The organism is Variovorax paradoxus, assembly GCF_009498455.1.
GTDB classification, from domain to species: Bacteria; Pseudomonadota; Gammaproteobacteria; order Burkholderiales; family Burkholderiaceae_C; genus Variovorax; species Variovorax paradoxus_H.
This window is the reverse complement of sequence record NZ_CP045644.1, coordinates 1,821,448-1,846,219: the sequence shown is the minus strand read 5'-3', so window position 1 is coordinate 1,846,219 and position 24,772 is coordinate 1,821,448. Positions and strand designations below refer to the sequence as shown.

Genomic DNA, 24,772 nt, shown 5'->3' with positions numbered 1-24,772 from the left:
TGGAATCGGTCCTGTTTAAGTAGCGGGTGACGCGAGGCTCGCCGGGCCGGCCAGCAAGGCCGTTCGGGCGTGCGCGTCCTGCACGGAAATGGCGAGCACGTGCCGCGCATCGCGCGCGGCCAGGTGGCACGCGAGCACGACGGCGCTCATGTCGGCCGCGGCCCCCAGGTGACCCAGGGTGGCGCAGACGGACAGGTTGTTTTCGAACGGCACATGCGGCAACCGCTCCTGCACGAGCCTGGCCACTTCGGTGACGCGGCTGGTGCGGTGGTCGGCGTCGCTCACGACCCAGTCGACCTGGGCGGTGTCGAGCGACGATATGGTCAGCAGGTGTTGGGCAAAGCGATCGAGCAGGCTCGCATCGGGCGTGCGCGCCGTGTCGGCCGACGCTTCGCGCTGGCCGCTTGCGCTGCGCGACAGCCGCACGGCACCGGCCGGTGCCAGCAGCACATCGTCGGCGCGCACGAGCAGCAGGCCCGCGGCGGCTTCGCCGGGCACGCGGCCCTTGCGGCGCGTGGCGGTGTACAGCAGGCCCTCGGCCTCCCAGCGCGCGATGCTCGCCTCGGACACCGAGGAGTCGGCCGCCAGCGCGATCCACAGCGCGGGCCGCTGCTCGCGGTGCAGCGACAGGCTGATGCGGTCGAGCAACGCCATGCCGGACACGCCGTCTTCACTCTTGAAGCAGTCGACATGCCAGCGCTGCGACGCATCGCCTTCGCGCACGCGCTGCTGCACCCACTGCGTGGCGATCACGCGTTCGCTCTCGGTCCATGCGCCCGGCAACAGCAGCGAGACATTCAGTTGCGGCGCCGCCGCCGGCCCCGGGATGACGCCGCCGCTGGAGACGAAGCGCCCGGGCGCGCGCACCGAGAGCGCATCACCGGCGTTCGCGATCGCCTCGGTGGCGGCGATGAGCAGCTCCTGCAGCACATCGGACATGAGGTGGAGGGCGCGCAGCCGGTCGTCGGGCAGCGCATCGACATCGAAAGCTTCGCCGGCGGGTTGCAGGCTTTCGCGCAGGTGCTCGCGCAGTTCGTTCTCGTCGATGCCTTCGACACGGCCCGCGATGACGGGGAAGCCTTCGCCGTCGCGCAGCTCGGGAACGAGCTCGGGTGTCTGCGCCTGCTCGATCGCTGTGGCCACCGTGTCGGCATCGCTGCCGCGCGGCGTGCGAAGGGCGAAGGCGAGCACGGCCATCTGCAGGCGCTCTTGCGAGGCGTCGGGTGTCGCGGCATTCGATGAGGCGGCGCCGCCAGCGGCCACTGTCGCGCCAGCCACGGGCAGCGCAGCAGCAGGTGCGGCCGTGAAGATGCGGCGCAGCACGACATAGAAGAGCATCAACGCGAGCGGCAGCACCACGAGGTAGAGCGCGATGTCGCTCGTGCTCGGCATGCGCGCCGTGTACTGCCAGTAGACGATCACGAGCACCCACACCGTGAGGAACACGGCGCAGGCCAAGAGAACGGGCTTGATCAGTCGCGCCAGCATCAGGAACCCGTGGCGGCCTTTGTCACGAGCGCACGCACGCGGTCGCGCGACCGCATGCCATGCCTGCAGCCGAAGAAGGACGCGCCGCCGTCATTCGGACGCGGAAGCGATCTGGCTGGACAGCAACCTGCAGCCGCAGGCCGCCCGGTCGCCGTGGCGCGCCACGCGTCGGCCGTCGAGCGTGACGCAGTCGCTGCCTGTCACGATGGGGTTGATGCCATGGCCGGGCCGTGGGCACGACACCATGTCGCCGATGCGCGCCACGCGCCGGTCGTCGATGCTTGTGTTTTCGGACGCGGTGATCACGAAGCCGCCGTGGTCGGTCTTGTCATGCAGAACGATCCACGGCCGATCGTTGTCGGCGTCGGGTTGATCCTCACCCATTCGAACTCCCCCCTTGATTGCCTCGTGGTGTGCCGATGCGACAGGTGTCGCTCCGGCATTCAGTTGCGTGACAATTTAAATCCCGGCTTGCGGTACTCCACGTGACCGTAGTCCCTGAAGGACCATCGACCACCCCACACCAAGCCCACGGACTCGGCCGCTTCGCCATAGAGGCGATAGCCTTCCATGGCCCATGGATCTTTTTCAGAGATCACCAGCTTGCCATTGCGATAGAACGCGTTGTCTGCCGCAAGTCCATACTGATGATAGCTTTGATTCGCCTTTGCCATGGTCACTGTATTGCCCAATGCAGCAAGTTTGGCTTGTCGTTCCGGGCTGCGATAACCCTCGAGCAATGCGAGGTCGTAGCCGTGCTTTTCTTTCATGATCTTGTAGACGAGCAGCAAACGATTACGAAAGTCCACATCGAGCGCAGCCCAGTCCCGACTGCCTTCTTTCGTCAGCGGACGAATCTGCTCGACCTCTGCAGTGGCAAACACCTCGGGCGGCAACGGCTGCGGCGGCACCAGCTGCTCGCCTTGGAGCAAGGCCTCGATTTTCGGGTCGCTTGTCGCAGCCCAGTCATCGAAGAAGAGAACGCGGCCACTTCCGAAAGTCACACTTAACAACACCGGCACGATAAGCAGGCCCATGCCCGACAACAACAAGTAGCGATGCCTTACGGCAAAAGTACGCACTCCTGAGCCACTCTCGCGCATCAACTGAAAACTTGCTTCGGACACAAAACCGAGGCGGCGTCCTATTCCAATAAAAAAGAATGCAATAGCAGTAGAAATGGAGACCGTCGCTCGCAACACACGGTCACGAAAAGAAGGGAACAAGAAGATGGCAAGTGCAGCCACCATCAAGGCAAAATAACAAAAGAGAGTGAAGAAGATCAACGGTGTTCAATGAGAGCGACTCAATTGTATGAGTCGCTCAAAAATTTGAACCCATCGCACGCAACGCCCAGTTGCATCCCAATTGCGATATCGCGTTGATCGCGCCACATAAAGCCGAGGGGAGAAAACACATGCCCGCAGCCAGCCGGACCACCCATCCATGATGGGCGCGTCAGACGCCCACAAGGACCGACCGAGCCTGCTCGGTTCGAGCGCCCCCACCGCGGCCACATCGACCGCCGCACCCGGAGCCGAATCCACGCGTGTGCTCGCACAGCTCGGTGGCCGCGAGAGCGGCGCGCGTTCCTTTCTTGCGCGGCCCGGCGTGTGGGCTTCGGTCGCGGTGCTGGTCGGCGTGGCGGGGGCCACGACCTACCACCTGCAATCGAAGCGTGCGGATACAGCGATCACCGTTGCAGCTGTGCCGCCTGCGCCGGTGGCCGCGCCTGTTGCGGTCGAACCACCGAAGCCTGCGGCACCTGTCGCAGCCGCTGCGCCGGAGCCGACGCCTGCGCGCATCGTCGAAGGCGACAGCACGCCGCCGCCACTGCAGCAGCCACAACAACAGCAACCGGCTTCCACGCCGTTCGCTGCGATCGGTGCACAACCCATGGCCGTGCCGCCGACCGCAAAGCCTGCGCGCGTTGCAGCTGCGTCGCCTGCGAAAAAGTCAGGTGCTGACAGCAAAGCCAACGTCGCCGCGAAGAAGCAGCCGGAGCGCATCGCCTCGGGTTCCAAGAAGTCGGTGCGCACGGCCACGAACAGCAAGCCCGTCAAGACCGCAGCCAACAGCAGCAAGGCGACCAAGCCCGCGACGCGCGCCAATCTCACGCAGACAGCGGCGCGTCCGAAGGGACCCGATCCCGACACGGACCTGCTGACCGCACTGCTCAAGCGCAGCAAGACCTCCGACCCCGCACCGTCCGCGCAGGCCACTGCTGCCACGGCGGACTGCAAGCCCGGCGCGCCTTGCAAGCCTTGAACCTCCGAACCGAGCGAATTCCCGATGCCTTCCGCTGATCGCAGCGCCCTGTGGGCCGAGCTGAGCCAGGCGGCGCGGCTTTATCGCCTCGAAGCACCCAGCGCTGCTTCATCCTCTTCATCTGCAGCCCGCGAGAGCATCGACGCCTTGCGCGTGGAAGGCTGGGTGCAGCGCGAGGCGGTGTCGCAGCTGTTCGAGCTGCGCATCGTGTGCCTGAGCCTTCGCGCGGACCTGGCGTTGTCTTCGCTGATTGACCAACCACTGACGTTGGTCACCGTGCTGGCCAATGGCTCGCTCGCAAAGCGCACCGGATTGATCCGCGCCGTCGAATCGCTGGGCTCCGATGGCGGCCTGGCCCGCTACCGCCTGACCTTGGTGCCCTGGCTCTGGCTGGCCACCCAGCAAGGCCGCAGCCAGGTCTTCCAGCAACGCAGCGTCGCCGACATCATCGAACGCGTGCTGGCGCCGTATGCGGATGCGGGCAGCTGGGCCTTCTCTTCCGAAGTGAACGGCTTCCTCGCCGATGCGCCCGTGCGCACCTACTGCACGCAGTACCGAGAGAGCGACTTCGACTTCTTCTCGCGCCTGCTGGCCGAAGAGGGCCTGGCCTGGCGCACCGAGGAAGACGCCAAGGCCCCCATGGGCCACAAGCTCGTGATCTTTTCGTCGAACGACACCCAGCCCGCCGACGTCGGCTCGCCCGTTCGCTTCCACCGCAAGAGCTCGCAGGAGCGCAGCGACGCCGTGCAGGCGCTGGTGCGCCGCATGCGCCAGTCGGTGGCGCAGGTGCACCTGAGCGCCTGGAACGTCGACGGCAAGCGCCAGCTCGCAGGCAGCGCGCCGGCGCGCTTTCCGGTGGGCGGCAAGAACGCCCCGCGCCTGGAGTACGACGACGTGCTCGGACTGAACGACCGCAGCCGCGGCTGGGACACCAACCGCACGCTGGAGCGCTACGCCGCCCTGATGATGGAAGCGGCCGAATGCCGCGCCGACGTGATGCTGGGCCACAGCACCGTGCGCACCTTGCGTGCGGGCACGCGCATCGAGATCGACGATGCGCCTGCATTGGGCCTACAGGCCAAGCCTGCGCTGCTGCTGGACACGGTCGAGCATGTGGGCATCAACAACCTGCCCAAGGACACGGCAGCATCGATTGCGGCGCAGCTGGGCGAGCTGGCGGAACACCTGGTGTTCGACCAGCCGTGCGCACCGGTGACGGCCGAGTCCAACGTGTTCGGACTGGTGTCTGCAGCAACGAACGCAGACAACGACATCCATCCGCAGCCCCAGAACCTCGCAACTGCTCAAGCGCAGGGCTACGCCAACAGCTTCTCGGGCGTGCACGTGCCGCGCCCCTGGCGCCCCGCGCTGGCTGCGGCCGATGGTGCCCGCCTGCACGCAAAACCTACGGCCAGCGGCGTGCACAGCGCCATCGTGGTCGGCCCTTCGGGCGAGACCTCGCCCAACGGCGCCGACGAGCTGTACTGCAACGACCGCGGCGACGTGCGCGTGCGCTTCCACTGGCAGAGCGGGTCAAATGAAAACGGCGACAGCGCCCAGGACAACCGCAGCACCCGATGGATCCGCGTGGCCCAGCGCCAGGCGGGCCCCGGCATGGGCTGGCAGTGGCTGCCGCGCATCGGCCAGGAAGTGCTGGTCAAGTTCGTCGACCTCGATGTGGACCAGCCCGTCATCATCGGCGCGCTGTACAACGGCCGCGGCGATGGCGGCATCGCCCCCACGCCCGGCGGCGCATCGCGAGGCAGTGAGAACAGCGAGAACGACAACGACGTCTTCGCCCAGGCTGGCAACGCCTCCCCCAGCGCACAGGCCAACCTCGCGGCAGGCCACGCCCCGCCCTGGCACGGCGCCAGCGCCGACGACAAGGGCCACCGCAACGCGGCCGCCCTGAGCGGCTTCAAGACCAAGGAGTTCGGCGGCGAGGGCTTCAGCCAGCTGGTGTTCGACGATTCGAACCAGCAGCTGCGCGTGCAGTTGCATGCGAGCACCGCCCACAGCCAGCTGAACCTGGGCCACCTGATCCATCAGGCCGACAACTTCCGGGGCAGCTTCCGAGGCCAGGGGCTGGAGCTGCGCACCGACGGCTACGCCGCCCTGCGCGGCGGCAAGGGCGTGCTACTGAGCACGTACCACGGCGCAGGCGGCCAGAAGCTGGAACCCGTGGGCGACTTCGCCGCCGGCATGGCGCTGCTCAAGCAGGTGCAGCAGCTGGGGCAGGCGCTGAGCGATGCGGCCAAGACCCACGAGACCGTGCAGCTGGCCGGGCACATCGGTTCGAACAAGGCCGACGAATCGCAACTCGACAAGGAGCGCGCCCCCTACGCCGCAATGGAGCACACCGCCAGCGGCATGGTGACGGCCGATGCGCTCGACACCGCCTACGCCGACGCAGCAGACAAAGCCATCGCCACCGGCGAAGGCAAGGTGCCGCACACGAGCGATGCCGTGATCGCGCTGGCCGCACGCGGTGGCCTGGCCATGGTCGCAGGCCAACAGCTGCAGATCCTCAGCGGCGAGACCGCCACGCTGGCCAGTGGTGGTGACATCAACCTGGCACTGGCCGACGTGCTGCGCGTGCACAGCGGACAGGCCATCGGGCTGCTGGCCGGGGCGCAGAAGGCCGATGCTGACGCGGGCCTGTCAGTCATCGCAGGCAATGACGACCTGGACTTCCAGGCGCAGCACGACGAGCTGCGCATCCAGGCCAAGGAGGCGCTGAAGATCGCCAGCACCGACCAGACGGTGGAGTTCGCGGCCAAGAAGAAGATCCGCATCGCGACGGCGCAGGGCGCGTCGATCACGCTGCAGGATGGGGACATCACCTTCGAGGCGCCGGGGAAGATCACGTATCACGCGGTGCAGCGGAAGCTGGCGGGGCCGACAAGCTCGCCGTATGGACTGCCGCTGTTCCCGCAGAGCATCTGCATCGAGTGCATGCTGAAGGCGGCACAAAGCGGAGCCCCCTTCTCCGCCTTGCAGTGAGAGTGTTGCGTTGGAATTCGCGACCGATCCGATCGACCCCGTCCACCTTGCCCACGCCGTGCAAGCGATGGCCGACGCCCAACCCTCACCCTTCGGCCTCTGGCTGCTGATCGATGCGGCGTTGCTGGACCCGGCACGCCTGGCGTCGGTGCTGCGCCGCAACGGGTGGACGCATGTCAATGCACTGGCCAACACACCGCTGGAGGCCTACGGTGCGCAGGGACCGCAGTTGCTGGAACTGCCACGAGACGATGACGAGGTGCGCGCCGAAGGCTTGCGGCGCCTCGCCACGATCGACCCGGCGGCTCCTGCATTCAGCTGGCTCGCGTCCAGCCATTCCGTTGCGCACTTGCAGGCCTGCTTCGGCTACCTTGCCCAGGCGCGACACGATGGCCTGAAGCTGCACTGCCGAATGGGCGATGCGCGCGTGCTTCCCACGCTGCTGGCCGCGCTGTCCGTGCCTCAGACACAGCGTGTGGCCCAAGCCATTGCGCAATGGCAGTGGTTCGATCGCAGCGGTGCCTCGGTCGGCAACTGGCTTGCCGCTGCCGGGGACGAAGGTGCTGCTGGTGCCGGCGATCATCTCGAACTCGACGCAACACAATTCGCAGCGCTTCTGGATGCCTCGGAGGCCGACGGTATCTTTGCGCAGTTGCTCGAGACGGTGTCGCAGCTGGTCCCGCAGACCGGCCGGGCGGCGTTTCATCAGCGGCTCCAGCGCGCGCTCGAGGTCGCCACCCACCTGCACGTGGCAGGCAACCCCGACCGGCTGCAGTTCGTGGTGCTCTCGCTGACCTGTGGCGACAACTTCTACCAACATCCCGATCTGTCGGACACATGGAAGGCTGTCGCACAAGGTACCAGCCTGTCGAGCCTGATGAAGGGCTGGAGCGACGAACTGTGGAAGGCGTTGGAGGGCAAGGCTTCATGAAGCTCTTTGCTCTCTTGGTTCTTTGCGCGTTGGCGTTGTTGGGGGCTTGCAGCAGCAAGAAGCCGGCAGCCAAAAGCCACAGCGCCAACCTCAGCGCCTACAACCATACGGAGGACTACATCCATCAGTTCTATGTGGATGGCGCAGGTGGTGGTAACTCGCGCCCTTACGGCGGTGGCGGCAGCTTTGTGTGCTGCATCTCCTATCCGGCTCAATGGCATCCTGGTCTCAGTGCAACAGTGAAGTGGACGACTTCGAGTGGCAATCCCGCAGATACGAAACCAGAAGCAGCTCTTGAGCAGTGGCACGAAAGAGTCATCCCGATCGACAAATACGACGTCCCAGGCAGCACGCTCAACGTGCATTTCCTTACCGATGGCGATGTTCGATTGGTCATCTCCAGCAAGGGCTCCGGTGCCAAGGACTACCCCGGCCCCGACTACCCGGTGAAGCCACCGAGCTGGAAGTGGTGAGTCAAGGCGAGTAAGAATTTTCGGGAACCCGACGAACAACACGTGAACGCATTGAAAGGCCACGCCATGAAACGCACAACGACCCTGGCGCTTTGCGCACTGGCGCTACTGACGCTGCCGCTGGCGGCTTGCAGCAGCAAGAAACCAGCGACAGAAAGCTACAGCGCCAACATCAGCGCCTACAACCACACGCAGGACTACATCCACGAGTTCTATGTGGACGGGGCAGGCGGCGGCAACTCATACCCGTACGGCGGCGGCGGCAGCTTTGTGTGCTGCATCTCCTTTCCCGCCAAGTGGCGCGCCGGTCTCAATGCAACAGTGAAGTGGACGACTTCCAGCGGAATTCCGGGCGACAAACGACCGGATGCGATCAAGCCCCGGTGGCATGAAAAAGTCGTTCCCATCGAAAAGTATGACGAGCCCGGCGGGCTCCTGAACGTGCATTTCCTGCCGAACAACGAGGTGCGGCTGATCATTTCCAACAAGAGGGCCGGCGCCAAGGACTATCCCGGCCCAGCCTCCCCCGTGAAACCTGCGGACTGGAAATGGTGAGCCAAGGCGAAGCAGAGATGTCTTGAAAAATCCGGGAGCAACAGATGGAAAAATTTGAAGAGGGCTGGTACGAGATCAGCTTTGACGCCAACACCCGTGAGAAGCGCTATCTCTACTTCAAGACCGCCAAACTTTGCACGGCCGAGTGCATCGTCAAGGAAACGGGGCTGCAGATACTGAGGTGGTCGGACGACGCGGGCAGGGCCATGGACTGGTCGCCAAATTACAAGTGGACAGCCAATGCGCCTGCAGGCGATTGGTGGGACAACGACCCGGGCGGCAAGAACTACCAGCCCGCGCTGCCGGGCGACCACTCGCGCGCCAACCGGACCCTGACCGCACGCGAACTGTGCCAACGCGCCGCCACGGCCGATCCGAGCAAGGCCGAGGCCCTGAGTTGTGCCAAAGAGATTCACGTGGGCCTGTTTTTTGACGGCACCAACAACAACCTGATTCGCGACACACGCGACCAAAGCCACACGAACATCGTCAGCCTCTTCAACGCGCACAAGGATGACCAGGTCGAGAATTTTCGTTTCTACATACCCGGCGTCGGCACACACTTCCCCGAGATCGGCGAGAACAAAGAACTGGACAACGGCAAGCGCTTCGGCACCGGGGGTGAAGCGCGCATCCATTGGGGGTTGATACAGGTCTACAACGCCCTGCATATGGCCTATCACGGTGTTCTGTTGATCCGGCCTGAAGAGGCGAAGACACTCTGTGTCGATGAGCTGAAGACTTGGTGGCGTTGGGGCGACTCCAAGATGGTCAGCATCTTCAAGGGCATTCAAGAGCGTCTACTGAAAGCCATCAAGGACCAGCGGCCACGCGTGACCAAGCTGCATCTGTCGGTTTTCGGCTTCTCGCGCGGTGCGGCCGAAGCGCGCACCTTTTGCCAATGGATCCAGCTGGTCGCCAAAGACATGACCATCGGCGAAGCGACGCTGGAGATTCATTTCCTGGGCATCTTCGACACCGTGGCGTCCGTCGGGCTGGCCGACTCGGCACCGATCTTCCAAGGTTTTCAAGACTGGGCCGATGGCACCATGGACATCAACGGCGTCAACCAGACCGTTCACTACGTGGCAGCGCATGAAATACGCCAGTCGTTCCCGCTGTCCACTGCGCGTATCAGGGCCACGAACTACCCGCCGAACACCAAGGAGTTCGTCTACCCGGGCGCCCACTCTGATCTGGGTGGAGGCTACCCGTCGAAGTCCCAAGGGAAGGGTGTCGAGGGACGAACCGCATTGCTCTCGCAGATTCCCTTGATGGACATGTATTTCGAAGCGCTGACTGCGGGCGTTCGATTGCGCAGCAAGACTGAAATGCCCGGCCAGGTCAGTGGCGATTTTGAGGTCAACCCTGTGCTCGACAAAGCCTTCAGCGACTACGCCGCCTGGACCACGACAGAAGAAAAACAGAACGTCGCCAACGGCGGCGAGCCCGTGCAGAACCGCATGCGCTATCACATGGAACTGTATTGGCGCTGGCGTGCGTCCAAGAGCGATGAGGCCACCTTCAAGGCCATGGCGAGCTACAAGGCCTCCGAAGAACAAGACCAGCAAGATCTCTGGGAGTCGGAGCTCGACTGGCGTGAAGACGTCAAGGCCGCACAGGCGGCCAACCAGCCCCGACGGGTGTTCGTTCCCAGAGCGGGCGTCTACGTTGACCAGCCGCCCCGCGCCAACGAGGTGGAAAAGCGCCTCGTGCGCGCCGTGGCAGCCGCCAAGGACGTTCCACAAACCGCCAACGACTTCTTCGACAGGTTTGTCCACGACTCGCACGGCGGGTTCTGGATGCTCGGCCCCATCACGAAGGAAAACCGCGAGGACTTCGTGGCAGCCATCAAGCAAAAGAAGGCCACGCACGACCGGTTGCTGAAGGCCGCTGACGAAGAGTCGATGCCCTCTGCTGCGGCGAACCTGCGCAACTTTGCCCGCGGCTATGAACTCAACAATTTCGAACGCCGTGTGCTCGCACAGGATGCGAAAGAGCCGGGGACACTGCCGCTGATGACGGATGCGGATGCGGAAGATCTGCGAGACAACGCGGGCACGGCCGCGACGCTCGCATTGAAGCTCCTGGGCACCGCCAGCCGCCGTGAACCGCGCGGCCACGGCCGCTACCGGCGCGTGTTCGACAAGAGTTGAAGAAGCCCGCTGCTGGTTCCGTCGTCACCTCGCAGAACCAGCGGCACGCTACCCACTCATCGACGCACGTGACACCGGCGCGCGTCTCGAGACCTACATGGCCGCCGTGACGTTCGCACCTTGCATCGTTTCAGGACTCGTCGCCTTGTTCCCCAAACCTTGACGACCGCCCTCACTCACCCAATCCGCGCGATCGCCGTCCCAGCCGCCACGTAGCCCCCCGCAGCAGCCGCAAACGCGATGCGCCCTGCGCGGTGCGCGACGACCTGCATCTCCATCTTCATCGCCTCCATCACCGCGATCACCGCGCCTTCGGCGACCTCGTCACCGTCGGCGACTTTCCATCCCTGCAACGTGCCCGACACCGGCGCCGCCACGGCGGCAACATTGGCCGCGGGTGCGTTCGCAACGCCGGGCGCAGCAACACCAGCACCACCCGCCGACGCCAACCCACGCAGCAACTCCGCCGGCAGCCCCAGCGACATGCGTCGCCCATCGATCTCGATGGCCGTGCGGTGCAGCGACGCATCGGGCAGCGGATCAGGCCGCATGCCCGCCGCCTCGTCGTTCGCAAAGTCCGTCTCGATCCAGCGCGTGTGGACCTTGAAGACATCTTCCGACACGAAGTCAGGGTGCGCCATCACCGCGCGGTGAAACGGCAGCACCGTGGCCAGGCCTTCGATGCGGAATTCCTTGAGGGCGCGGCGTGCGCGTGCGATCGCCTGGGCGCGCGTGGCACCGGTGACGATGAGCTTGGCCATCAGCGAGTCGAAGGTGCCGGGCACCTGCGAGCCGGCGTCGACGCCGGTGTCGACGCGCACGCCCGGGCCCGACGGGGCGTCGAACACGTGGACGGGGCCGGGCGTCGGCAGGAAGCCGCGGCCCACGTCTTCGGCGTTGATGCGGAACTCGAAGGAGTGGCCGCGCGGCGCGGGCGTCTCCTTGACCGACAGCGGGAGGCCTTCGGCGATGCGCAGCTGTTCGATGACGAGGTCGATGCCGGTGGTTTCCTCGGTCACGGGGTGCTCGACCTGCAGGCGCGTGTTGACTTCGAGGAACGAGATCGCGCCGCTCGCGCTCAGCATGAACTCAACGGTGCCGGCGCCGGTGTAGCCGGCGGCCGCGCAGATGTCGCGCGCCGATTGGTGGATGCGTTCGCGCTGCGCGTCGCTGAGGAACGGCGCGGGCGCTTCTTCGACCAGCTTCTGGTTGCGCCGCTGCAGCGAGCAGTCGCGCGTGCCGAGCACGACGACGTTGCCGTGCGTGTCGGCGATGACCTGTGCCTCGACGTGGCGCGGGCGGTCGAGGAACTGCTCGACGTAGCACTCGCCGCGGCCGAAGGCGGTGATGGCTTCGCGCACGGCCGATTCGAACAGGCCTTCGACTTCGTCGAGCCGCCACGCGACCTTGATGCCGCGCCCGCCGCCGCCGAACGCGGCCTTGATGGCGATCGGCAGGCCGTGCTGTTCGGCAAAAGCGAGCACCTCGCCGGCGTTGTTCACGGGGTCGGCGGTGCCCGCGACGAGCGGCGCGCCGACCTTCAGTGCGAGCTTGCGGGCCTGCACCTTGTCGCCGAGCGTGGCGATGGCCGAGGGCGAAGGGCCGATCCATGTGAGGCCGGCGTCGATCACCGCCTGCGCGAAGGCTGCGCTTTCAGAAAGGAAGCCGTAGCCGGGATGCACGGCGTCGGCGCCGCTGCGCTTCGCGATGGCCAGCAGCTTGGGAATGTTGAGGTAGGTGTCGGCGGGGCGGTGGCCGTCCAGGCCGTAGGCCTCGTCGGCCCGGCGCACATGCAGCGCATTCAGGTCGGGGTCGGCGTAGACGGCGACCGACTGCACGCCGTGGTCGGCACAGGCGCGTGCGATGCGCACGGCGATTTCGCCGCGGTTGGCGATCAGGACTTTTTTCATCGCAGGACTCTCTATCTCAAAGTTCGATGGGGCCGTGGACGCGGTGCAGGCCGGCCATCGGTTGGAAGCGGACGCGGGCGTTCACGGGGATCTGCCCCGCACGGTCCAGGTGGTGGGTGGCGACCGACGCGATCACGGGGTAGCCACCGGTGAGCGGGTGGTCGGCCAGGAACAGCACGGGCTGGCCGCTGGGCGGCACCTGGATCGAACCGCGCGCCGTGCCCTCGCTGGGCAGCTCGGCGGTGTTCGCACGCACGAGCGGCGCCTCCCCATTCAGTCGGATGCCGACGCGGTTCGACTGCGGCGTCACCACCCACGGCTGGCTGCACAAGCGCTCGACGGCGTCCGCGGTGAACCAGTCGGTGCGCGGACCGAGCACGATGTCGAGCACGACTTCTTCGTGCACGGTGGGCAGGTCGGTCGGTGGTGCTTCGGCGGTGCCGACGACGGCGCCGATGGCGACGGCACGCATGGGCAGCACGTCTCCCGCTACCACGGCGGGCGGACCGATGCGGGCCAGCGTGTCGGTTGCCCAGCTGCCGAGCACGGGTGTCACGGCAAAGCCGCCGCGCACGGCGAGGTAGCTGCGGATGCCGGCGACGGGTTCGCCGAAGCTGACGGTGTCGCCGTCGGCCAGCGCGACGGGCTGGTAGCGCGGCAGTGGCCATTGCGCGCCATCGGCGCGGGTCAGCGTGACCGGGCCGTCGGCGCCGGTGACCGCCATCACGGCGTCGCCGCGGCAGACGAACTGCAAGCCGCCGTAGGCCAGCTCAAGGCAGGCCATGTCTGACGCATTGCCGACCAATCGATTGGCCGCCTGCAGCGAGCGCTGGTCCATCGCACCGGAGGCGGACACGCCCTGCCGGGCTTGGCCATGGCGACCGCCGTCCTGCCACAGCGCTTGCAAGCCAGCAGCGCGAACTTCGAACGCGCAGCCGCCTTCGACGGCCACAGGCGCCGGCGCTGCGACAACTTTCTCAAGCACAGGCAGCGCCACCTTCAACGCCGTGGCATCGACAAAGCGCACCGTGTCACCAGGCTGCAGCAGCGCCGGCGTTTCGCGCGACAGGTCCCACATGGGCGTGTCGGTCACGCCGATGATCTGCCAGCCGCCGGGGCTGGCCTGCGGGTACACGCCGCTGAAGCTGCCCGCGAGACCGACGGCGCCCGCAGGGATGCGGGTGCGCGGTACCGCGCGGCGCGGCACGTTCAGGCTCGGGTGGCCTCCGCTCAGGTAGGCGAAGCCGGGCGCGAAGCCGGTGAAGGCGACGGTGTAGTCGCTGCCGGTGTGGCGGCGCACCAGCTCGTCGGGCGTGATGCCGAGCAGGCCGGCCACTTCGGCGATGTCTTCGCCGTCGTAGCGCACGGGAATCTCGATGCGCTTGTCGACACGCGTCTCGCGGGCGTCGAGCTTTCGCTGGCGCACGGCGTGCGCCAATGCAGCCGCCGACAGCGCGGCGGGCCGGAAGGTGATGAGGATCGTGCGCGCGGCGGGCACCAGCTCTTCGATGCCGGCAATGGGCTCGGCGCGCAGCGAGGCCAACAGCGCGAGCGTCTGCGCCAGGTCGTCGAGCTCGACCAGCACTGCATTGAGGTTGACGGGCAGAAAGCGCATCGACGTCGTCATGCGGTCACTGCCTCGGTGAAGGGGCGGATCGTCACGCCGGCCTGCACGAGCCGCTCGCGCACGCGGCGCGCCATCTCGACCGCGCCGGGGCTGTCGCCGTGCACGCAGATCGAATCGGCGCGGATGCGCACCACGCTGCCGTCGATGGCGGTGACGGTGCCTTCGTTCGCCAGCCGCAGCATGCGCTCGGCCACGTCGTTCGCATCGTGCAACACGGCGCCGGGTTCGCGGCGCGACACCAGCGTGCCTTGCGGTGTGTAGGCGCGGTCGGCAAAGGCCTCGGCCACCACGCGCAGACCCTGCGCTTCGGCCCAACCCACGAGCGGCGAGCCCGCGAGCGCGACGAGGACCAGGCTGGCGTCGATCTCGCGGAGGGCGGCGATGACGTCGCGCGCCTGGCGCTCGTCGTGCGCGATGGTGTTGTACAGCGCGCCGTGCGGCTTCACGTAACGCACGTCTGTGCCGGCCGCGGCGGCCAGGCCCTTCAAGGCGCCGATCTGGTAGATCACGTCGGCGCGCAGGTCGACGCTGTCGACGTCCATGTTGCGACGGCCGAAGCCCACGAGATCGCGGTAGGCCACGTGGGCGCCCACGGCAACGCCGCGTTCCTTCGCCTGACGCAGCGTGCGCAGGATGCCCGCCGGGTCGCCGGCGTGGAAGCCGCAGGCCACGTTGGCGCTGCTGACGATGTCGAGCATGGCGGCGTCGTCGCCCATGCGCCAGACGCCGAGGCTCTCGCCGAGGTCACTGTTCAAGTCGATGTTCATCGTGTCCCTGTTCTTTCTGCTCCGGCGCGCATGCATGCACGCCTTGGGGTCAGGTCAATGCAGCTGGCCGGCGGTTTCGCGCACGTCGTGGCTCACGGTGAGCGCGGTGCGGATCGCCACGCGGAAGGCCTCCACCTGTGCGGCCAATGCCATGCTCGCCACGCCGGGCTTCGAGGCGGCCTGCTCGGGCAGGTAGGGCACGTGGACAAAGCCGCCGCGCGTGTGCGCCAGCGCCGGGCGCGTCGCGAGCCGGTGCATCAGCGCGTAGAAGATGTGGTTGCACACGAAGGTGCCGGCGCTGTTCGACACGGCCGCGGGCAGGCCCGCCGCGCGCATGTCGCGCACCATGGCCTTGATCGGCAGCGTCGAGAAGTAGGCCGCCGGGCCGTCCTTGACCACGGGGAGGTCGATGGGTTGCTGTCCGGCGTTGTCGGGGATGCGCGCGTCGTCGATGTTCAGCGCGGCGCGCTCCATCGAGATTTCGGTGCGCCCGCCTGCCGCGCCGATGCACAGCACCAGCTGCAGGGGCGAGCCGATCAATGCGGCGTCGAGCGTGTCGATGGCGCGGCCGAACACGCAGGGCAGTTGCACCGCCTGCACCACGGCGCCTTCGCAGGCCCAGCCGTCGAGCGCGCGGGCAATTTCCCACGCGGGGTTGACCGGGTCGTTCTCGAAGGGCTCGAAGCCCGCGAGCAGCACGCGGCGTGCCTTCGCATTGGTGGCTGAGGTCATGCGCAGTGCCTCAGCGGAACATCAGGAAGTACAGCAGGAAGATGTTGACCACCAGCAGCGCGGCCGCGGTCGGTATCTGCACCTTGATCACCGCGTTCTTGTCGGGCAGCTCCAGCAGGGCTGCGGGCACGATGTTGAAGTTGGCCGCCATCGGCGTCATGAGCGTGCCGCAGTAGCCCGAGAACATGCCGATGGCCGCCATCACGGCCGGGTCGCCGTGGTACACGCCCACCAGCACCGGCACGCCGACGCCGCCCGTCATCACCGGGAAGGCCGCGAAGCCGTTGCCCATGATGATGGTGAAGAGCGCCATGCCCAGCACATACACCGCGACGGCGACGAAGCGGATGTCCATGTTGATGTAGCTGGTGGTGATGTGCGCCACCGCCTTGCCCACACCGGCGTCGGAGAACACCAGGCCCAGCATGCCGAGCATCTGCGGCAGCACCACGGCCCAGCCGAGCGCGTCCGTCAGGCGGCGCGACTCGCGCATGCCCTGCACGGGCGTCTCGCGCGTCAGCCAGCAGGCCAGCGCCAGCGCCACCACGCAGCCGATGCCCAGGCTCACCAGCGTGGTGTTCTTGGGGTCGAGCAGCAGCGTGCCGCCGAGCTTGATGTGGCTCATGCCCACGGTGCCGATCACGGTGACCAGCGGAATCGCCAGTGCGGGAATGAACAGCTTGTTGCCCAGGCGCGTGGCGCTGGCCTGGTACTGCGCGGGCGTGGGTTCGCGGTGCTTGCCCGCGCCGACGCCGCGCAGGCCGGCAATGACGGCCATGCCGATCGCGCCGACGCCGACCAGTGCGGGCGGCAACTTGTCGCCGATGAGGAAGACCAGCGCATAGATGCCCCAGAAGAGCGCGCTGGTGTAGCGCTTGGGGTGCTGGCGGTCGGCCAGCGTCATCACGGCCGTGACGGCAAGGATGACGCCGACCAGAAGGTACAGGTGCTGGATCGAGAGAATCATGATGATCAGCGTCCTTCGTTGGCGGGCACGGCGGTGGCAACGGGTGCGTCGGCCTGCGCCGCGTCCCCCAGCTCACGGGCCAGCGCCTGGTCAAGCCGGCGCAGGCGCCAGGCGTGGATGATGAAAGCGGCAATGGCCGTCGGGATGCCCCACATCGCGATGTGCAGCGGCTCCACGTCGATGCCGGCTTCGTGCAGGAAGGTGGTCATGAGCACGATGGCGCCGAAGGCCACGAAGATGTCTTCGCCGAAGAACAGGCCCACGTTGTCGGTGGCTGCGGCGTAGGCGCGCAGCTTGTGGCGGATGCGGTCGGGCAGCTTGCCGTAGCGCGTTTCGGTGGCGCCTTCGGCCATCGGCGCGAGCAGCGGACGCACCATCTGCGGATGGCCGCCCAGGCTGGTCAGGCCCATGGCCGCCGTGAGTTCGCGCGCCGCGAGGTAGACGATCAGCAGGCGGCCGGCGGTGGCCGACTTGATGCGGCTGATCCAGTTCTGCGCGTGCTGGCGCAGGCCGTGGCGCTCCAAGAGGCCGATCACCGCCAGCGGCAGAAGAATGATCAGCGGCAGGTTGCGCGTCTTGATGAAGCCGGTGCCGATGGCCGTGAGGATCGCCATCGGGCTGAAGCCCGCGGCAAACGCCGTCACGATGGCCGTGACGATCACGACCAGCATCGGATTGAAGCGCAGGATGAACCCCGCAATGATCACGGCCACGCCGATCAGCGGCCACAGGGGGACTTCAGGTGTCATGGTGGGTCTTTCGTTGCAATGCAAAACACCGGCGCGGGTCACCGGTGCGGTCGATTGATGCAAACCTCATGCCAATGAATGAGCAATTCATTTCTTATGAATCACTCATTTAGAACAAGTTGTTGAACAATTTCACGTAGTGTGCCCAACAACAGTGCCTGAATACCCCCATGAAAACCCTGAAACGGGGCGTTTGGGTGCGTCCGTGCGGCGGGGCGCCGGCGGCCTCTGTTAGAACGCAGGCTCGCTGCGACCCGCTCTTTTTCTCTCTCTACCGACCGGCATGACCCGACTGGATTCCCCCACTTCCTCCGCTTCGCCGGCCGCCGGCGCGCTCACGCTCAACGACCGCGTGGCCGAGCTGATCCGCCAGAAGATCGTGAAGGGCGAGTTCTCGCCGGGGCAGCGGCTGTCGGAGGCCGCGCTGGCCGACAGCCTGGAGATTTCGCGGAACACCCTGCGCGAGGTGTTCCGCACGCTGACCAAGGAAGGCCTGCTCAAGCACGCGCCGAACCGCGGCGTGTTCGTGGCGGTGCCGAGCATCGCGTCGATCATCGACATCTACCGCGTGCGCCGGCTCATCGAGTGCCAGGCGCTGGCGCAGGCCTACCCGCGCCACCCTGCCAAGAAGCACATGCGCGAGGCGGTCGAGATGGCGCTGAAATGCCGCGATGCCGGCGACTGGCTGGGCGTAGGCACGGCCAACATGGAGTTCCACAAGGGCATCGTCGAGCTGGCCGACAGCGAGCGGCTCAACGTGCTGTTCGCCCACATCCTGGTCGAGCTGCGACTGGCCTTCGGGCTGCTGAAAGACCCCGAGTTTCTGCACGCGCCCTACGTGGACATGAACACGAAGCTGCTTGAGCTCATCGAGGCCGGCAAGTTTGCCGAGGGCTCGGCGGCGCTGAACGACTACCTCATCCACTCCGAGCGCATCGTGCTCGCGGTGTATGCGCGGCAGATGCCCGAAAGCGGCATCGACGGCTAGCTTCGCCTGCAGATAATGGCGGTCCCTCTTCGTTCGACGGACACGCCATGACCCTGTCTGCCTACCTGCTGTTCCTCCCCGCCTGCTTCGCCATCAACATGGCGTTCGGCCCCAACAACCTGCTGTCGGTGACCAACGGCGCGAAGCACGGCGTGTCGCCGGCGGTCATCGCGGCGAGCGGCCGGCTCGTGGCCTTCGCGGTCATGATCGCCATCGCGGGGCTGGGCATGGGCGCGGTGCTGGTGGCATCGGAGCTGGCCTTCGATGTCATCAAGTACATCGGCGCCGCGTACCTCGTGTGGATCGGCATCCGGCTGCTGCGCGCGCCGGCACGGACCGCCGAAGTGCAGGCGCACGAAGCCGCGCCGCCGTCGATGCGCGCGCTGGTGCGCCAGGAGTTCACGGTGGCGGCCGGCAACCCGAAGGCGATCCTGGTGTTCACCGCTTTCTTCCCGCAGTTCGTCGTGCCCGGCGCGTATGCGTCGAGCTACCTGCTGCTGGGCGTGACCTTCCTGGTGTTCGAAGTGGTCGCGATCGCGCTGTACGCGCTGCTCGGTGCGCGCATGCGTCGGCTGGCCAACGGCAGCCGCGCGATGCGCTGGTTCAACCGCGTGAGCGGCAGCATGATGGTCGGCTTCGGCTTGATCCTGGCGTTCACGCGCCGACCGGCCTGATCGACCTCAGGCCTTGAGGTACTCGGCCTTGGTGCCGAGCCAGCGATCGATGTGGCGTTGCGCCAGCTCGGGGTGCTTCTGCAGCATCACCGGCGCCAGCTCGCGCGCCCAGTCGAGCAGCAGCGTGTCGGTCGCAAGGTCGGCAAAGCGCAGCAGCGGCGCGCCCGACTGGCGCGCGCCCAGGAATTCGCCGGGCCCGCGAATCTCCAGGTCGCGCCGTGCGATCTCGAAACCGTCGCTGGTCTCGGCCATGGCCTTGAGGCGCGCGCGTGCCGCCTCGCCCACGCGACCGCTGTCGCCCGGCGCATAGAGCAGCACACAGGCCGAGGCCGCCGCGCCGCGCCCCACGCGCCCGCGCAGCTGGTGCAGTTGCGAGAGGCCGAAGCGCTCGGCATGCTCGATCACCATCAGCGAGGCGTTGGGCACGTCGACGCCCACTTCGATCACGGTCGTGCTCACGAGCACCTGGATTTCGTTCGCGGTGAACGCGGCCATCACCACCTGCTTCTCGGCCGTGGGCATGCGCGAATGCAGCAGGCCGACGTGGATGTGGTCGCCCAGCGTGCCAGCGAGTTCGTCGCGCGTCTCGGTGGCGTTGCGCAGGTCGACCGCCTCGCTCTCCTCGATGAGCGGACAGACCCAGTAGACCTGCCGGCCCTGCGCGATCTGCGCCTGGATGCGGTCGATGACCTCGTCGCGCCGGTGGTCGGCCACCAGCTTGGTGACGATCGGCGTGCGGCCGGGCGGCAGCTCGTCGAGCGTGGACACATCGAGGTCGGCGTAGTAGCTCATCGCGAGCGTGCGTGGGATCGGTGTGGCGCTCATCATCAGCAAGTGCGGTTCGAGGTCACCGCTCGCCTTGCCGCGCAGCGCGAGGCGCTGCGCGACGCCGAAGCGGTGCTGCTCGTCGATGATGGCCAGCGCGAGCTTCTTGAAGCGCACCTTTTCCGAGATGACCGCATGCGTGCCGATGACCAGCGCGGCCTCGCCGCTCTCGACGGCGGCCGACATCTCGTCGCGCTCCTTCTTCTTCTGGCTGCCCGTGAGCCAGGCCACGCGCAGGCCGCGCTCGGCCAGCAGCGGATCGAGCCAGCCGACCAGCTTGCCGAAGTGCTGGGCCGCGAGGATTTCGGTAGGCGCCATCAGCGCGCACTGAAAACCCGCGTCGATGGCACGCGCCGCCGCCAGCGCAGCCACCACGGTCTTGCCCGAGCCCACGTCGCCCTGCAGCAGCCGATGCATCGGAATCTGCCGGTGCAGGTCGGCCGTGATCTCCTCGCCCACACGCTGCTGTGCACCGGTGAGGCCGAAGGGCAGCACGGCGAGCAGCTGCGCGTGCAGTGAACTCGCCACCGGCTCGGCGGACGAAGGCAGCACGGGCGCACGCTGCGCCGCGCGCTCCAGCCGCGCCTGCAACTGCGAGAGCTGCTGCGCCAGCAGTTCTTCCGCCTTGATGCGCTGCCACGCCGGGTGGCTGTGGTCTTCGAGCGCGGCGATCGACACGTCGGGCGTCGGGTAGTGCAAAAAGCTCAGCGCACTGCGCAGGTCCCACGCACCGCGCAGGCCGATCTGCACCGGAATCGTCTCGTCGAGCAGCGCGCGCGCCAGGCCCGAGCGCACCTCGCGCCGCAGCACCGGCTGCGCGAGCCCGGCCACGGTCGAGTACACCGGCGTGAGCGCATTGGGCAGCGCCGTGCCGGCCGCCTTGACGGTCGGGTGCATGATCTGCCGCCCCACGAAACCGCCGCGCATCTCGCCGCGCACGCGCACCTTGGCGCCCACCGCGAGCTGCTTCTGCTGCGACGGATAGAAGTTGAAAAAACGCAGCTGGCAGGTGTCGCTGCCATCGTCGATGGTGGCGATGAGCTGACGGCGCGGACGGAACACCACCTCGCACTCGGTGACCACGCCCTCGACCTGCGCCATGTCGCCGTCGCGCGTGTCGGCCAGGCGCACGATGCGCGTCTCGTCCTCGTAGCGCATCGGCAGGTAGAGCGCGAAGTCGATGTCGCGCACGAGGCCGAGCTTGCGCAGCGCGCGCTGCACGAGGCTCAGGCCGGTGCCGGGCGGTTGCGCCGGCGCCTGCGCGGCGGGGGGAGTCGGTTCTTTCTTGGCGGGCACGGACAAGGCTTCTAGCGTGGACGGCAAAGGTCCGTCAAGGCGCTGCGGGCATCGGGGAACATGAACTGGAAGCCGGTGCGCAGCAGCTGCGCCGGCACGACGCGCTGGCCTTCGAGCAACAGGTCGGCCTGCTCGCCCAGCAGCAGCTTCACGGGCGCGGCGGGCGTGGGCATCCAGCAGGGGCGGTGCAGCACACCGGCCGCGACGCGGGTGAAGGCTTCCTGGCCCAGCGCACCCGGCGCGGTGACGTTGAAGGCCTGCGCGGCGACGGGGTCGGTGGCGGACTCGGTCACGGTCCACACATGCGCGATCGCGCGGATCAGGTCGTGCACATGCACCCACGACAGCCACTGCCGCCCGCTGCCCAGGCGCCCGCCCATGCCGAGCTGCACCGGCATCAGCAGCTGCGGCAGCGAGCCCTGGTGGCCCAGCACGAAGCCGAAGCGCAGGCAGGCCACGCGCACGCCGTGCGCCACGGCCGTGTGCGCGGCCTGCTCCCAGCGCTGGCACAGCGTCGACATGAAGATGTTCTGCGGCGGCGCGTCTTCGGCGAGCTCGGTGGCATCGCCCTGCGGTTGCACGCCGTAGTAGCCGATGGCGGAACCCGAGAGCAGCAGCCACGGCTTGCGCGGGCGCGTGCCAATCCACGCGACGAGTTGCTGTGTCAGGCCTTCGCGGCTTTGCAGCAGCTGCTGCTGGCGCCGCGCGCTCCAACGCTGGCCGAGGATGCGTGCGCCCGCGAGGTTGACGACCACGTCGATGGCGTCCGCGGCGGGGATCTGGTCGAGCGACTGCACGCAGCGCACCGCGCCGCCGAAGCCCCAGGCGGCGCCGCGCGCGTCGCGCGTCCACACCGTCACCGCGTGGCCGTCGGCCAGCAGGTGGCGCACGAGGATCTGGCCGATGAAGCCGGTGCCGCCCGTCAACAGCACCTGCTGCGGCTTCGTGCCGAAGTGCACCGGTGCCTGGGCGTCGCGCGCTTGCGCCTGCTTCTGTTGCTTGAACAGCGCACGCGCCGCGAAGCCGTCGCGCAGGCCCGAGATGCCCACGCCCACGCCGCACAGCGCGAGAAAGGCGCTGAGCCAGCCATGCGGCTGCCACACCATCGCCGTCGGTTGTGCTGCCCAGCCGACCGCGCTCATCGCCAGCAGCGCGATGAACGCGCCGGCGTTGATGGCCAGCACCGTGTGCGTCACGCGTTCGGTGGGCGGCAACAGGCGGCTGCCGTCTTCCACCACGAAGTCCCACAGCGTGAGCACGATCTCGATGCCGAACACCGCGAGCAACACCCATGCCCACGCACCGTGCCAGGCCCACGCCGACAGGCCGAGGAACAGCGCGCAATAGATCGACGAGCGCGTCGCGTGGATCGCCAGCTCGCGCCCCGCCGTGCCGCGGCGCGGCAGGGCTTCGGTGCCTTCGTGGTGGTAGAGCGTGTCGAAGGCGCCCAGCGCGCCCTGCGCCGCCATGAGCTGCAGGGCCAGCAGGTGCGTGTCGATCATGCGGACACCGCCTGTGGCTCCGGCACTTCTTCGAACACGCCGACCTGCGTGAAGGTGGTGCCCATGAGGCAGTGGCGGATCTCGATGCGGATGTTGAAGCGCTCGGGCGTCTCGTTGTGGTGCCAGAGAAAAGTCTTGCCCGGCGTGAACAGGCCCGGCAGCGGAATGCGCCAGCCGAACAGCTCCCAGAAATAACCGTCGCTCTGGAAATGCAGGCTGCCGTTGGCTTCCACGCTCAGCACCAGCTTCATGCCCAGCCCCATGCCCACGTACTCCAGCACCTCGCCGCGTTCGCTCTCGCGCATGAAGCTGGTGAACTGGATGGGTTGGCGCCCGTGCAGGCGGTAGATGCGCTGCTTGTAGATGGCCGGGTCGTCGGGCCGGGCGTAGACCTGGATCTCGACCGGAAAGTGGCTGTCGCTGTAGGGGATCAGCGCGCCCTGGATCATCGGCTGCGTGAGGTGGCCCAGGAGCTTGCCGAAGCGCGAGCAGCGCAGCTCGCTGAGCGCGCCCAGGTAATGCAGCGCCTTGCCCGGCAGCGGGTTCTTATCGAAGCGCCGGCGGATGTCGGGGTGCAGCCCCATCCAGGCGCCGCCCAAAATCTTCTTGAAGAGCTCGCCTTCGGAAGGAGGGGCGGGGGCTGGCGTGACGCGCGCGACGGAAGAATCGACCATGCGTCGATTCTGCCTCGGCAACCCCGGGCCGACCCTCACGCGGCGCTGTGATTCCGGGCCATGGGACAATCGCCGCTCTCCGCATTTTTCTCTTTCCCATGCCTCCTTGGCACGGGCCCGTCCGGCCCTCAAGCACCATGCGCGCCTTCACGCTTTCCGATTTCGATTTCCATCTGCCGCCCGAGCTGGTGGCGCAACACCCGGCCATCGAACGCACCGCCTCCCGTCTGCTCGACGGCACCGGCGACGCCCCGGTCGACCGCATCTTCAAATCACTGCCTTCGCTGCTGCGCGCGGGCGACCTGCTGGTCTTCAACGACACGCGCGTGGTCAAGGCGCGCCTGTTCGGCGAGAAGCCGACCGGCGGCAAGCTCGAGCTGCTGGTCGAGCGCGTGCTGCAGGGCCACGAGGTGGTCGCGCACATGAAGGTCAGCAAGAAGCCGCCCATCGGCACCACGCTCGAGATGGTGGGCGGCTTTCGCGCCACGCTGCTCGGCCGCTGGCCCGAGGAGGACGGCGCGCTGTTCCGCTTCGGCTTCGAGAGCGACGCGGGCGAAGACCCGTATGCATTGATGCAGCGCTGCGGCCACGTGCCGCTGCCGCCCTACATCACGCACACCGACTCGGCCGACGACGAGAGCCGCTACCAGACCGTGTTCGCGCGCGTGCCCGGCGCCGTGGCCGCGCCCACGGCCGCACTGCATTTCGACGAAGGCCTGCTGGCCGAACTCGAAGCGCGCGGTGTGCAGCGCGCCAGCGTCACGCTGCACGTGGGCGCCGGCACCTTCCAGCCGGTGAAGACCGAGAACATCGCCGAGCACACGATGCACGCCGAGCGCTACGAAGTGCCCGAAGCCACGCAGCGCGCCATTGCCGAATGCAAGGCACGCGGCGGGCGCGTCGTTGCCGTGGGTACGACCACGGTGCGCACGCTCGAGTCGTGGGCGAAAAGCGGCGAGGCCACCGGCGACACGCGCATCTTCATCACGCCGGGCTTCGCCTTCGAACACGTCGACGTGCTGGTGACCAACTTCCATTTGCCGAAGAGCACGCTGATGATGCTGGTCTCGGCCTTCGCGGGGTATGAGCGCGTGATGGCGCTGTATGCCCACGCCATTGCCCATCAATACCGCTTCTTCAGCTACGGCGACGCCATGCTGCTCGCACGGACCCAGGACTGAACGACA

General features: G+C 67.2%; 21 protein-coding genes. 9 read left to right on the top strand and 12 right to left on the bottom strand.

Annotation, left to right across the window (positions count from 1 at the left end; translation table 11 throughout):
* Nucleotides 1-15: 15 nt before the first annotated feature.
* The 3 genes from GFK26_RS08360 to GFK26_RS08350 form a co-directional block, all read right to left on the bottom strand.
* The gene (locus tag GFK26_RS08360) at nucleotides 16-1,488 is read right to left on the bottom strand and encodes a hypothetical protein (protein ID WP_153281590.1); all 1,473 of its coding nucleotides are present in this window, start codon (nucleotides 1,486-1,488) and stop codon (nucleotides 16-18) included.
* 90 nt (nucleotides 1,489-1,578) lie between these two features.
* Nucleotides 1,579-1,872, bottom strand: a complete 294-nt coding sequence (locus GFK26_RS08355; protein ID WP_099793860.1) for a PAAR domain-containing protein — start codon at nucleotides 1,870-1,872, stop codon at nucleotides 1,579-1,581.
* Nucleotides 1,873-1,931: 59 nt separating this feature from the next.
* A complete protein-coding gene (locus GFK26_RS08350; protein WP_373696517.1) occupies nucleotides 1,932-2,774 on the bottom strand; it encodes a M15 family metallopeptidase in 843 nt (280 codons plus the stop codon).
* A 160-nt stretch (nucleotides 2,775-2,934) separates the two neighbouring features.
* Here GFK26_RS08350 and GFK26_RS08345 point away from each other — a divergent pair, with 160 nt between their 5' ends.
* From GFK26_RS08345 to GFK26_RS08320, 6 genes are all read left to right on the top strand, one after another.
* Nucleotides 2,935-3,756: a hypothetical protein gene (locus GFK26_RS08345; protein WP_153281589.1), complete on the top strand. Its 822-nt coding sequence runs from the start codon at nucleotides 2,935-2,937 to the stop codon at nucleotides 3,754-3,756.
* Nucleotides 3,757-3,780: 24 nt separating this feature from the next.
* Nucleotides 3,781-6,759, top strand: a complete 2,979-nt coding sequence (locus tag GFK26_RS08340) for a type VI secretion system Vgr family protein (protein ID WP_153281588.1) — start codon at nucleotides 3,781-3,783, stop codon at nucleotides 6,757-6,759.
* 10 nt (nucleotides 6,760-6,769) lie between these two features.
* The gene (locus GFK26_RS08335; protein WP_153281587.1) at nucleotides 6,770-7,690 is read left to right on the top strand and encodes a DUF4123 domain-containing protein; all 921 of its coding nucleotides are present in this window, start codon (nucleotides 6,770-6,772) and stop codon (nucleotides 7,688-7,690) included.
* Nucleotides 7,687-8,163 (top strand): DUF3304 domain-containing protein, encoded by a 477-nt coding sequence (locus GFK26_RS08330; RefSeq protein WP_153281586.1) that lies wholly within the window; start codon nucleotides 7,687-7,689, stop codon nucleotides 8,161-8,163. The genes GFK26_RS08335 and GFK26_RS08330 overlap by 4 nt, the downstream gene beginning before the upstream one ends.
* Nucleotides 8,164-8,229: 66 nt before the next feature.
* Nucleotides 8,230-8,718, top strand: a complete 489-nt coding sequence (locus GFK26_RS08325; protein WP_153281585.1) for a DUF3304 domain-containing protein — start codon at nucleotides 8,230-8,232, stop codon at nucleotides 8,716-8,718.
* Between the two features lie 44 nt (nucleotides 8,719-8,762).
* The gene (locus GFK26_RS08320) at nucleotides 8,763-10,874 is read left to right on the top strand and encodes a T6SS phospholipase effector Tle1-like catalytic domain-containing protein (protein WP_153281584.1); all 2,112 of its coding nucleotides are present in this window, start codon (nucleotides 8,763-8,765) and stop codon (nucleotides 10,872-10,874) included.
* A gap of 176 nt (nucleotides 10,875-11,050) precedes the next feature.
* Here GFK26_RS08320 and GFK26_RS08315 read toward each other — a convergent pair whose 3' ends face one another.
* Genes GFK26_RS08315 through GFK26_RS08290 form a run of 6 tightly spaced genes read right to left on the bottom strand, consistent with a single transcriptional unit; the run spans nucleotide 11,051 to nucleotide 17,626 of the window.
* Complete coding sequence (locus tag GFK26_RS08315) at nucleotides 11,051-12,784, bottom strand: acetyl/propionyl/methylcrotonyl-CoA carboxylase subunit alpha (protein WP_153281583.1); 1,734 nt, start codon at nucleotides 12,782-12,784, stop codon at nucleotides 11,051-11,053.
* A gap of 16 nt (nucleotides 12,785-12,800) precedes the next feature.
* Nucleotides 12,801-14,399: an urea amidolyase family protein gene (locus GFK26_RS08310; RefSeq protein ID WP_153285896.1), complete on the bottom strand. Its 1,599-nt coding sequence runs from the start codon at nucleotides 14,397-14,399 to the stop codon at nucleotides 12,801-12,803.
* Nucleotides 14,400-14,407: 8 nt separating this feature from the next.
* The gene (locus tag GFK26_RS08305; RefSeq protein ID WP_153281582.1) at nucleotides 14,408-15,178 is read right to left on the bottom strand and encodes a LamB/YcsF family protein; all 771 of its coding nucleotides are present in this window, start codon (nucleotides 15,176-15,178) and stop codon (nucleotides 14,408-14,410) included.
* 54 nt (nucleotides 15,179-15,232) lie between these two features.
* The gene (gene pcp, locus GFK26_RS08300; RefSeq protein WP_153281581.1) at nucleotides 15,233-15,910 is read right to left on the bottom strand and encodes a pyroglutamyl-peptidase I; all 678 of its coding nucleotides are present in this window, start codon (nucleotides 15,908-15,910) and stop codon (nucleotides 15,233-15,235) included.
* A 10-nt stretch (nucleotides 15,911-15,920) separates the two neighbouring features.
* Nucleotides 15,921-16,877: a DUF979 domain-containing protein gene (locus GFK26_RS08295; protein WP_153281580.1), complete on the bottom strand. Its 957-nt coding sequence runs from the start codon at nucleotides 16,875-16,877 to the stop codon at nucleotides 15,921-15,923.
* A 5-nt stretch (nucleotides 16,878-16,882) separates the two neighbouring features.
* The gene (locus tag GFK26_RS08290) at nucleotides 16,883-17,626 is read right to left on the bottom strand and encodes a DUF969 domain-containing protein (protein WP_153281579.1); all 744 of its coding nucleotides are present in this window, start codon (nucleotides 17,624-17,626) and stop codon (nucleotides 16,883-16,885) included.
* A 283-nt stretch (nucleotides 17,627-17,909) separates the two neighbouring features.
* On the opposite strand from GFK26_RS08290, the gene GFK26_RS08285 reads away from it, so the two are divergent.
* Complete coding sequence (locus tag GFK26_RS08285; RefSeq protein ID WP_228121947.1) at nucleotides 17,910-18,614, top strand: GntR family transcriptional regulator; 705 nt, start codon at nucleotides 17,910-17,912, stop codon at nucleotides 18,612-18,614.
* Nucleotides 18,615-18,661: 47 nt separating this feature from the next.
* The gene (locus GFK26_RS08280) at nucleotides 18,662-19,288 is read left to right on the top strand and encodes a LysE family translocator (RefSeq protein WP_153281578.1); all 627 of its coding nucleotides are present in this window, start codon (nucleotides 18,662-18,664) and stop codon (nucleotides 19,286-19,288) included.
* Nucleotides 19,289-19,294: 6 nt separating this feature from the next.
* Here GFK26_RS08280 and recG read toward each other — a convergent pair whose 3' ends face one another.
* From recG to GFK26_RS08265, 3 genes are read right to left on the bottom strand one after another with little or no spacing between them, the layout of a single operon-like run.
* The gene (gene recG, locus GFK26_RS08275) at nucleotides 19,295-21,409 is read right to left on the bottom strand and encodes an ATP-dependent DNA helicase RecG (RefSeq protein ID WP_228121946.1); all 2,115 of its coding nucleotides are present in this window, start codon (nucleotides 21,407-21,409) and stop codon (nucleotides 19,295-19,297) included.
* Nucleotides 21,410-21,420: 11 nt separating this feature from the next.
* The gene (locus GFK26_RS08270) at nucleotides 21,421-22,911 is read right to left on the bottom strand and encodes a TIGR01777 family oxidoreductase (protein ID WP_153281576.1); all 1,491 of its coding nucleotides are present in this window, start codon (nucleotides 22,909-22,911) and stop codon (nucleotides 21,421-21,423) included.
* Complete coding sequence (locus tag GFK26_RS08265) at nucleotides 22,908-23,585, bottom strand: DUF4166 domain-containing protein (protein WP_153281575.1); 678 nt, start codon at nucleotides 23,583-23,585, stop codon at nucleotides 22,908-22,910. Before GFK26_RS08265 ends, GFK26_RS08270 begins: the two co-directional genes overlap by 4 nt.
* Nucleotides 23,586-23,722: 137 nt before the next feature.
* On the opposite strand from GFK26_RS08265, the gene queA reads away from it, so the two are divergent.
* On the top strand, nucleotides 23,723-24,766 hold the full coding sequence (gene queA / locus GFK26_RS08260) for a tRNA preQ1(34) S-adenosylmethionine ribosyltransferase-isomerase QueA (RefSeq protein ID WP_153281574.1): 1,044 nt from the start codon (nucleotides 23,723-23,725) through the stop codon (nucleotides 24,764-24,766).
* Nucleotides 24,767-24,772 lie beyond the last annotated feature (6 nt).

Coding starts and splice junctions, on each gene's coding strand:
- GFK26_RS08310 (WP_153285896.1), bottom strand. CDS start 14,399: ATGCGCTTTCTGCCCGTCAACCTCAATGCAGTGCTGGTCGAGCTCGAC.
- pcp (WP_153281581.1), bottom strand. CDS start 15,910: ATGACCTCAGCCACCAATGCGAAGGCACGCCGCGTGCTGCTCGCGGGC.
- queA (WP_153281574.1), top strand. CDS start 23,723: ATGCGCGCCTTCACGCTTTCCGATTTCGATTTCCATCTGCCGCCCGAG.
- GFK26_RS08340 (WP_153281588.1), top strand. CDS start 3,781: ATGCCTTCCGCTGATCGCAGCGCCCTGTGGGCCGAGCTGAGCCAGGCG.
- GFK26_RS08330 (WP_153281586.1), top strand. CDS start 7,687: ATGAAGCTCTTTGCTCTCTTGGTTCTTTGCGCGTTGGCGTTGTTGGGG.
- GFK26_RS08360 (WP_153281590.1), bottom strand. CDS start 1,488: ATGCTGGCGCGACTGATCAAGCCCGTTCTCTTGGCCTGCGCCGTGTTC.
- GFK26_RS08265 (WP_153281575.1), bottom strand. CDS start 23,585: ATGGTCGATTCTTCCGTCGCGCGCGTCACGCCAGCCCCCGCCCCTCCT.
- GFK26_RS08305 (WP_153281582.1), bottom strand. CDS start 15,178: ATGAACATCGACTTGAACAGTGACCTCGGCGAGAGCCTCGGCGTCTGG.
- GFK26_RS08320 (WP_153281584.1), top strand. CDS start 8,763: ATGGAAAAATTTGAAGAGGGCTGGTACGAGATCAGCTTTGACGCCAAC.
- GFK26_RS08270 (WP_153281576.1), bottom strand. CDS start 22,911: ATGATCGACACGCACCTGCTGGCCCTGCAGCTCATGGCGGCGCAGGGC.
- GFK26_RS08295 (WP_153281580.1), bottom strand. CDS start 16,877: ATGATTCTCTCGATCCAGCACCTGTACCTTCTGGTCGGCGTCATCCTT.
- GFK26_RS08345 (WP_153281589.1), top strand. CDS start 2,935: ATGATGGGCGCGTCAGACGCCCACAAGGACCGACCGAGCCTGCTCGGT.
- GFK26_RS08355 (WP_099793860.1), bottom strand. CDS start 1,872: ATGGGTGAGGATCAACCCGACGCCGACAACGATCGGCCGTGGATCGTT.
- GFK26_RS08285 (WP_228121947.1), top strand. CDS start 17,910: ATGACCCGACTGGATTCCCCCACTTCCTCCGCTTCGCCGGCCGCCGGC.
- GFK26_RS08290 (WP_153281579.1), bottom strand. CDS start 17,626: ATGACACCTGAAGTCCCCCTGTGGCCGCTGATCGGCGTGGCCGTGATC.
- GFK26_RS08325 (WP_153281585.1), top strand. CDS start 8,230: ATGAAACGCACAACGACCCTGGCGCTTTGCGCACTGGCGCTACTGACG.
- GFK26_RS08280 (WP_153281578.1), top strand. CDS start 18,662: ATGACCCTGTCTGCCTACCTGCTGTTCCTCCCCGCCTGCTTCGCCATC.
- GFK26_RS08315 (WP_153281583.1), bottom strand. CDS start 12,784: ATGAAAAAAGTCCTGATCGCCAACCGCGGCGAAATCGCCGTGCGCATC.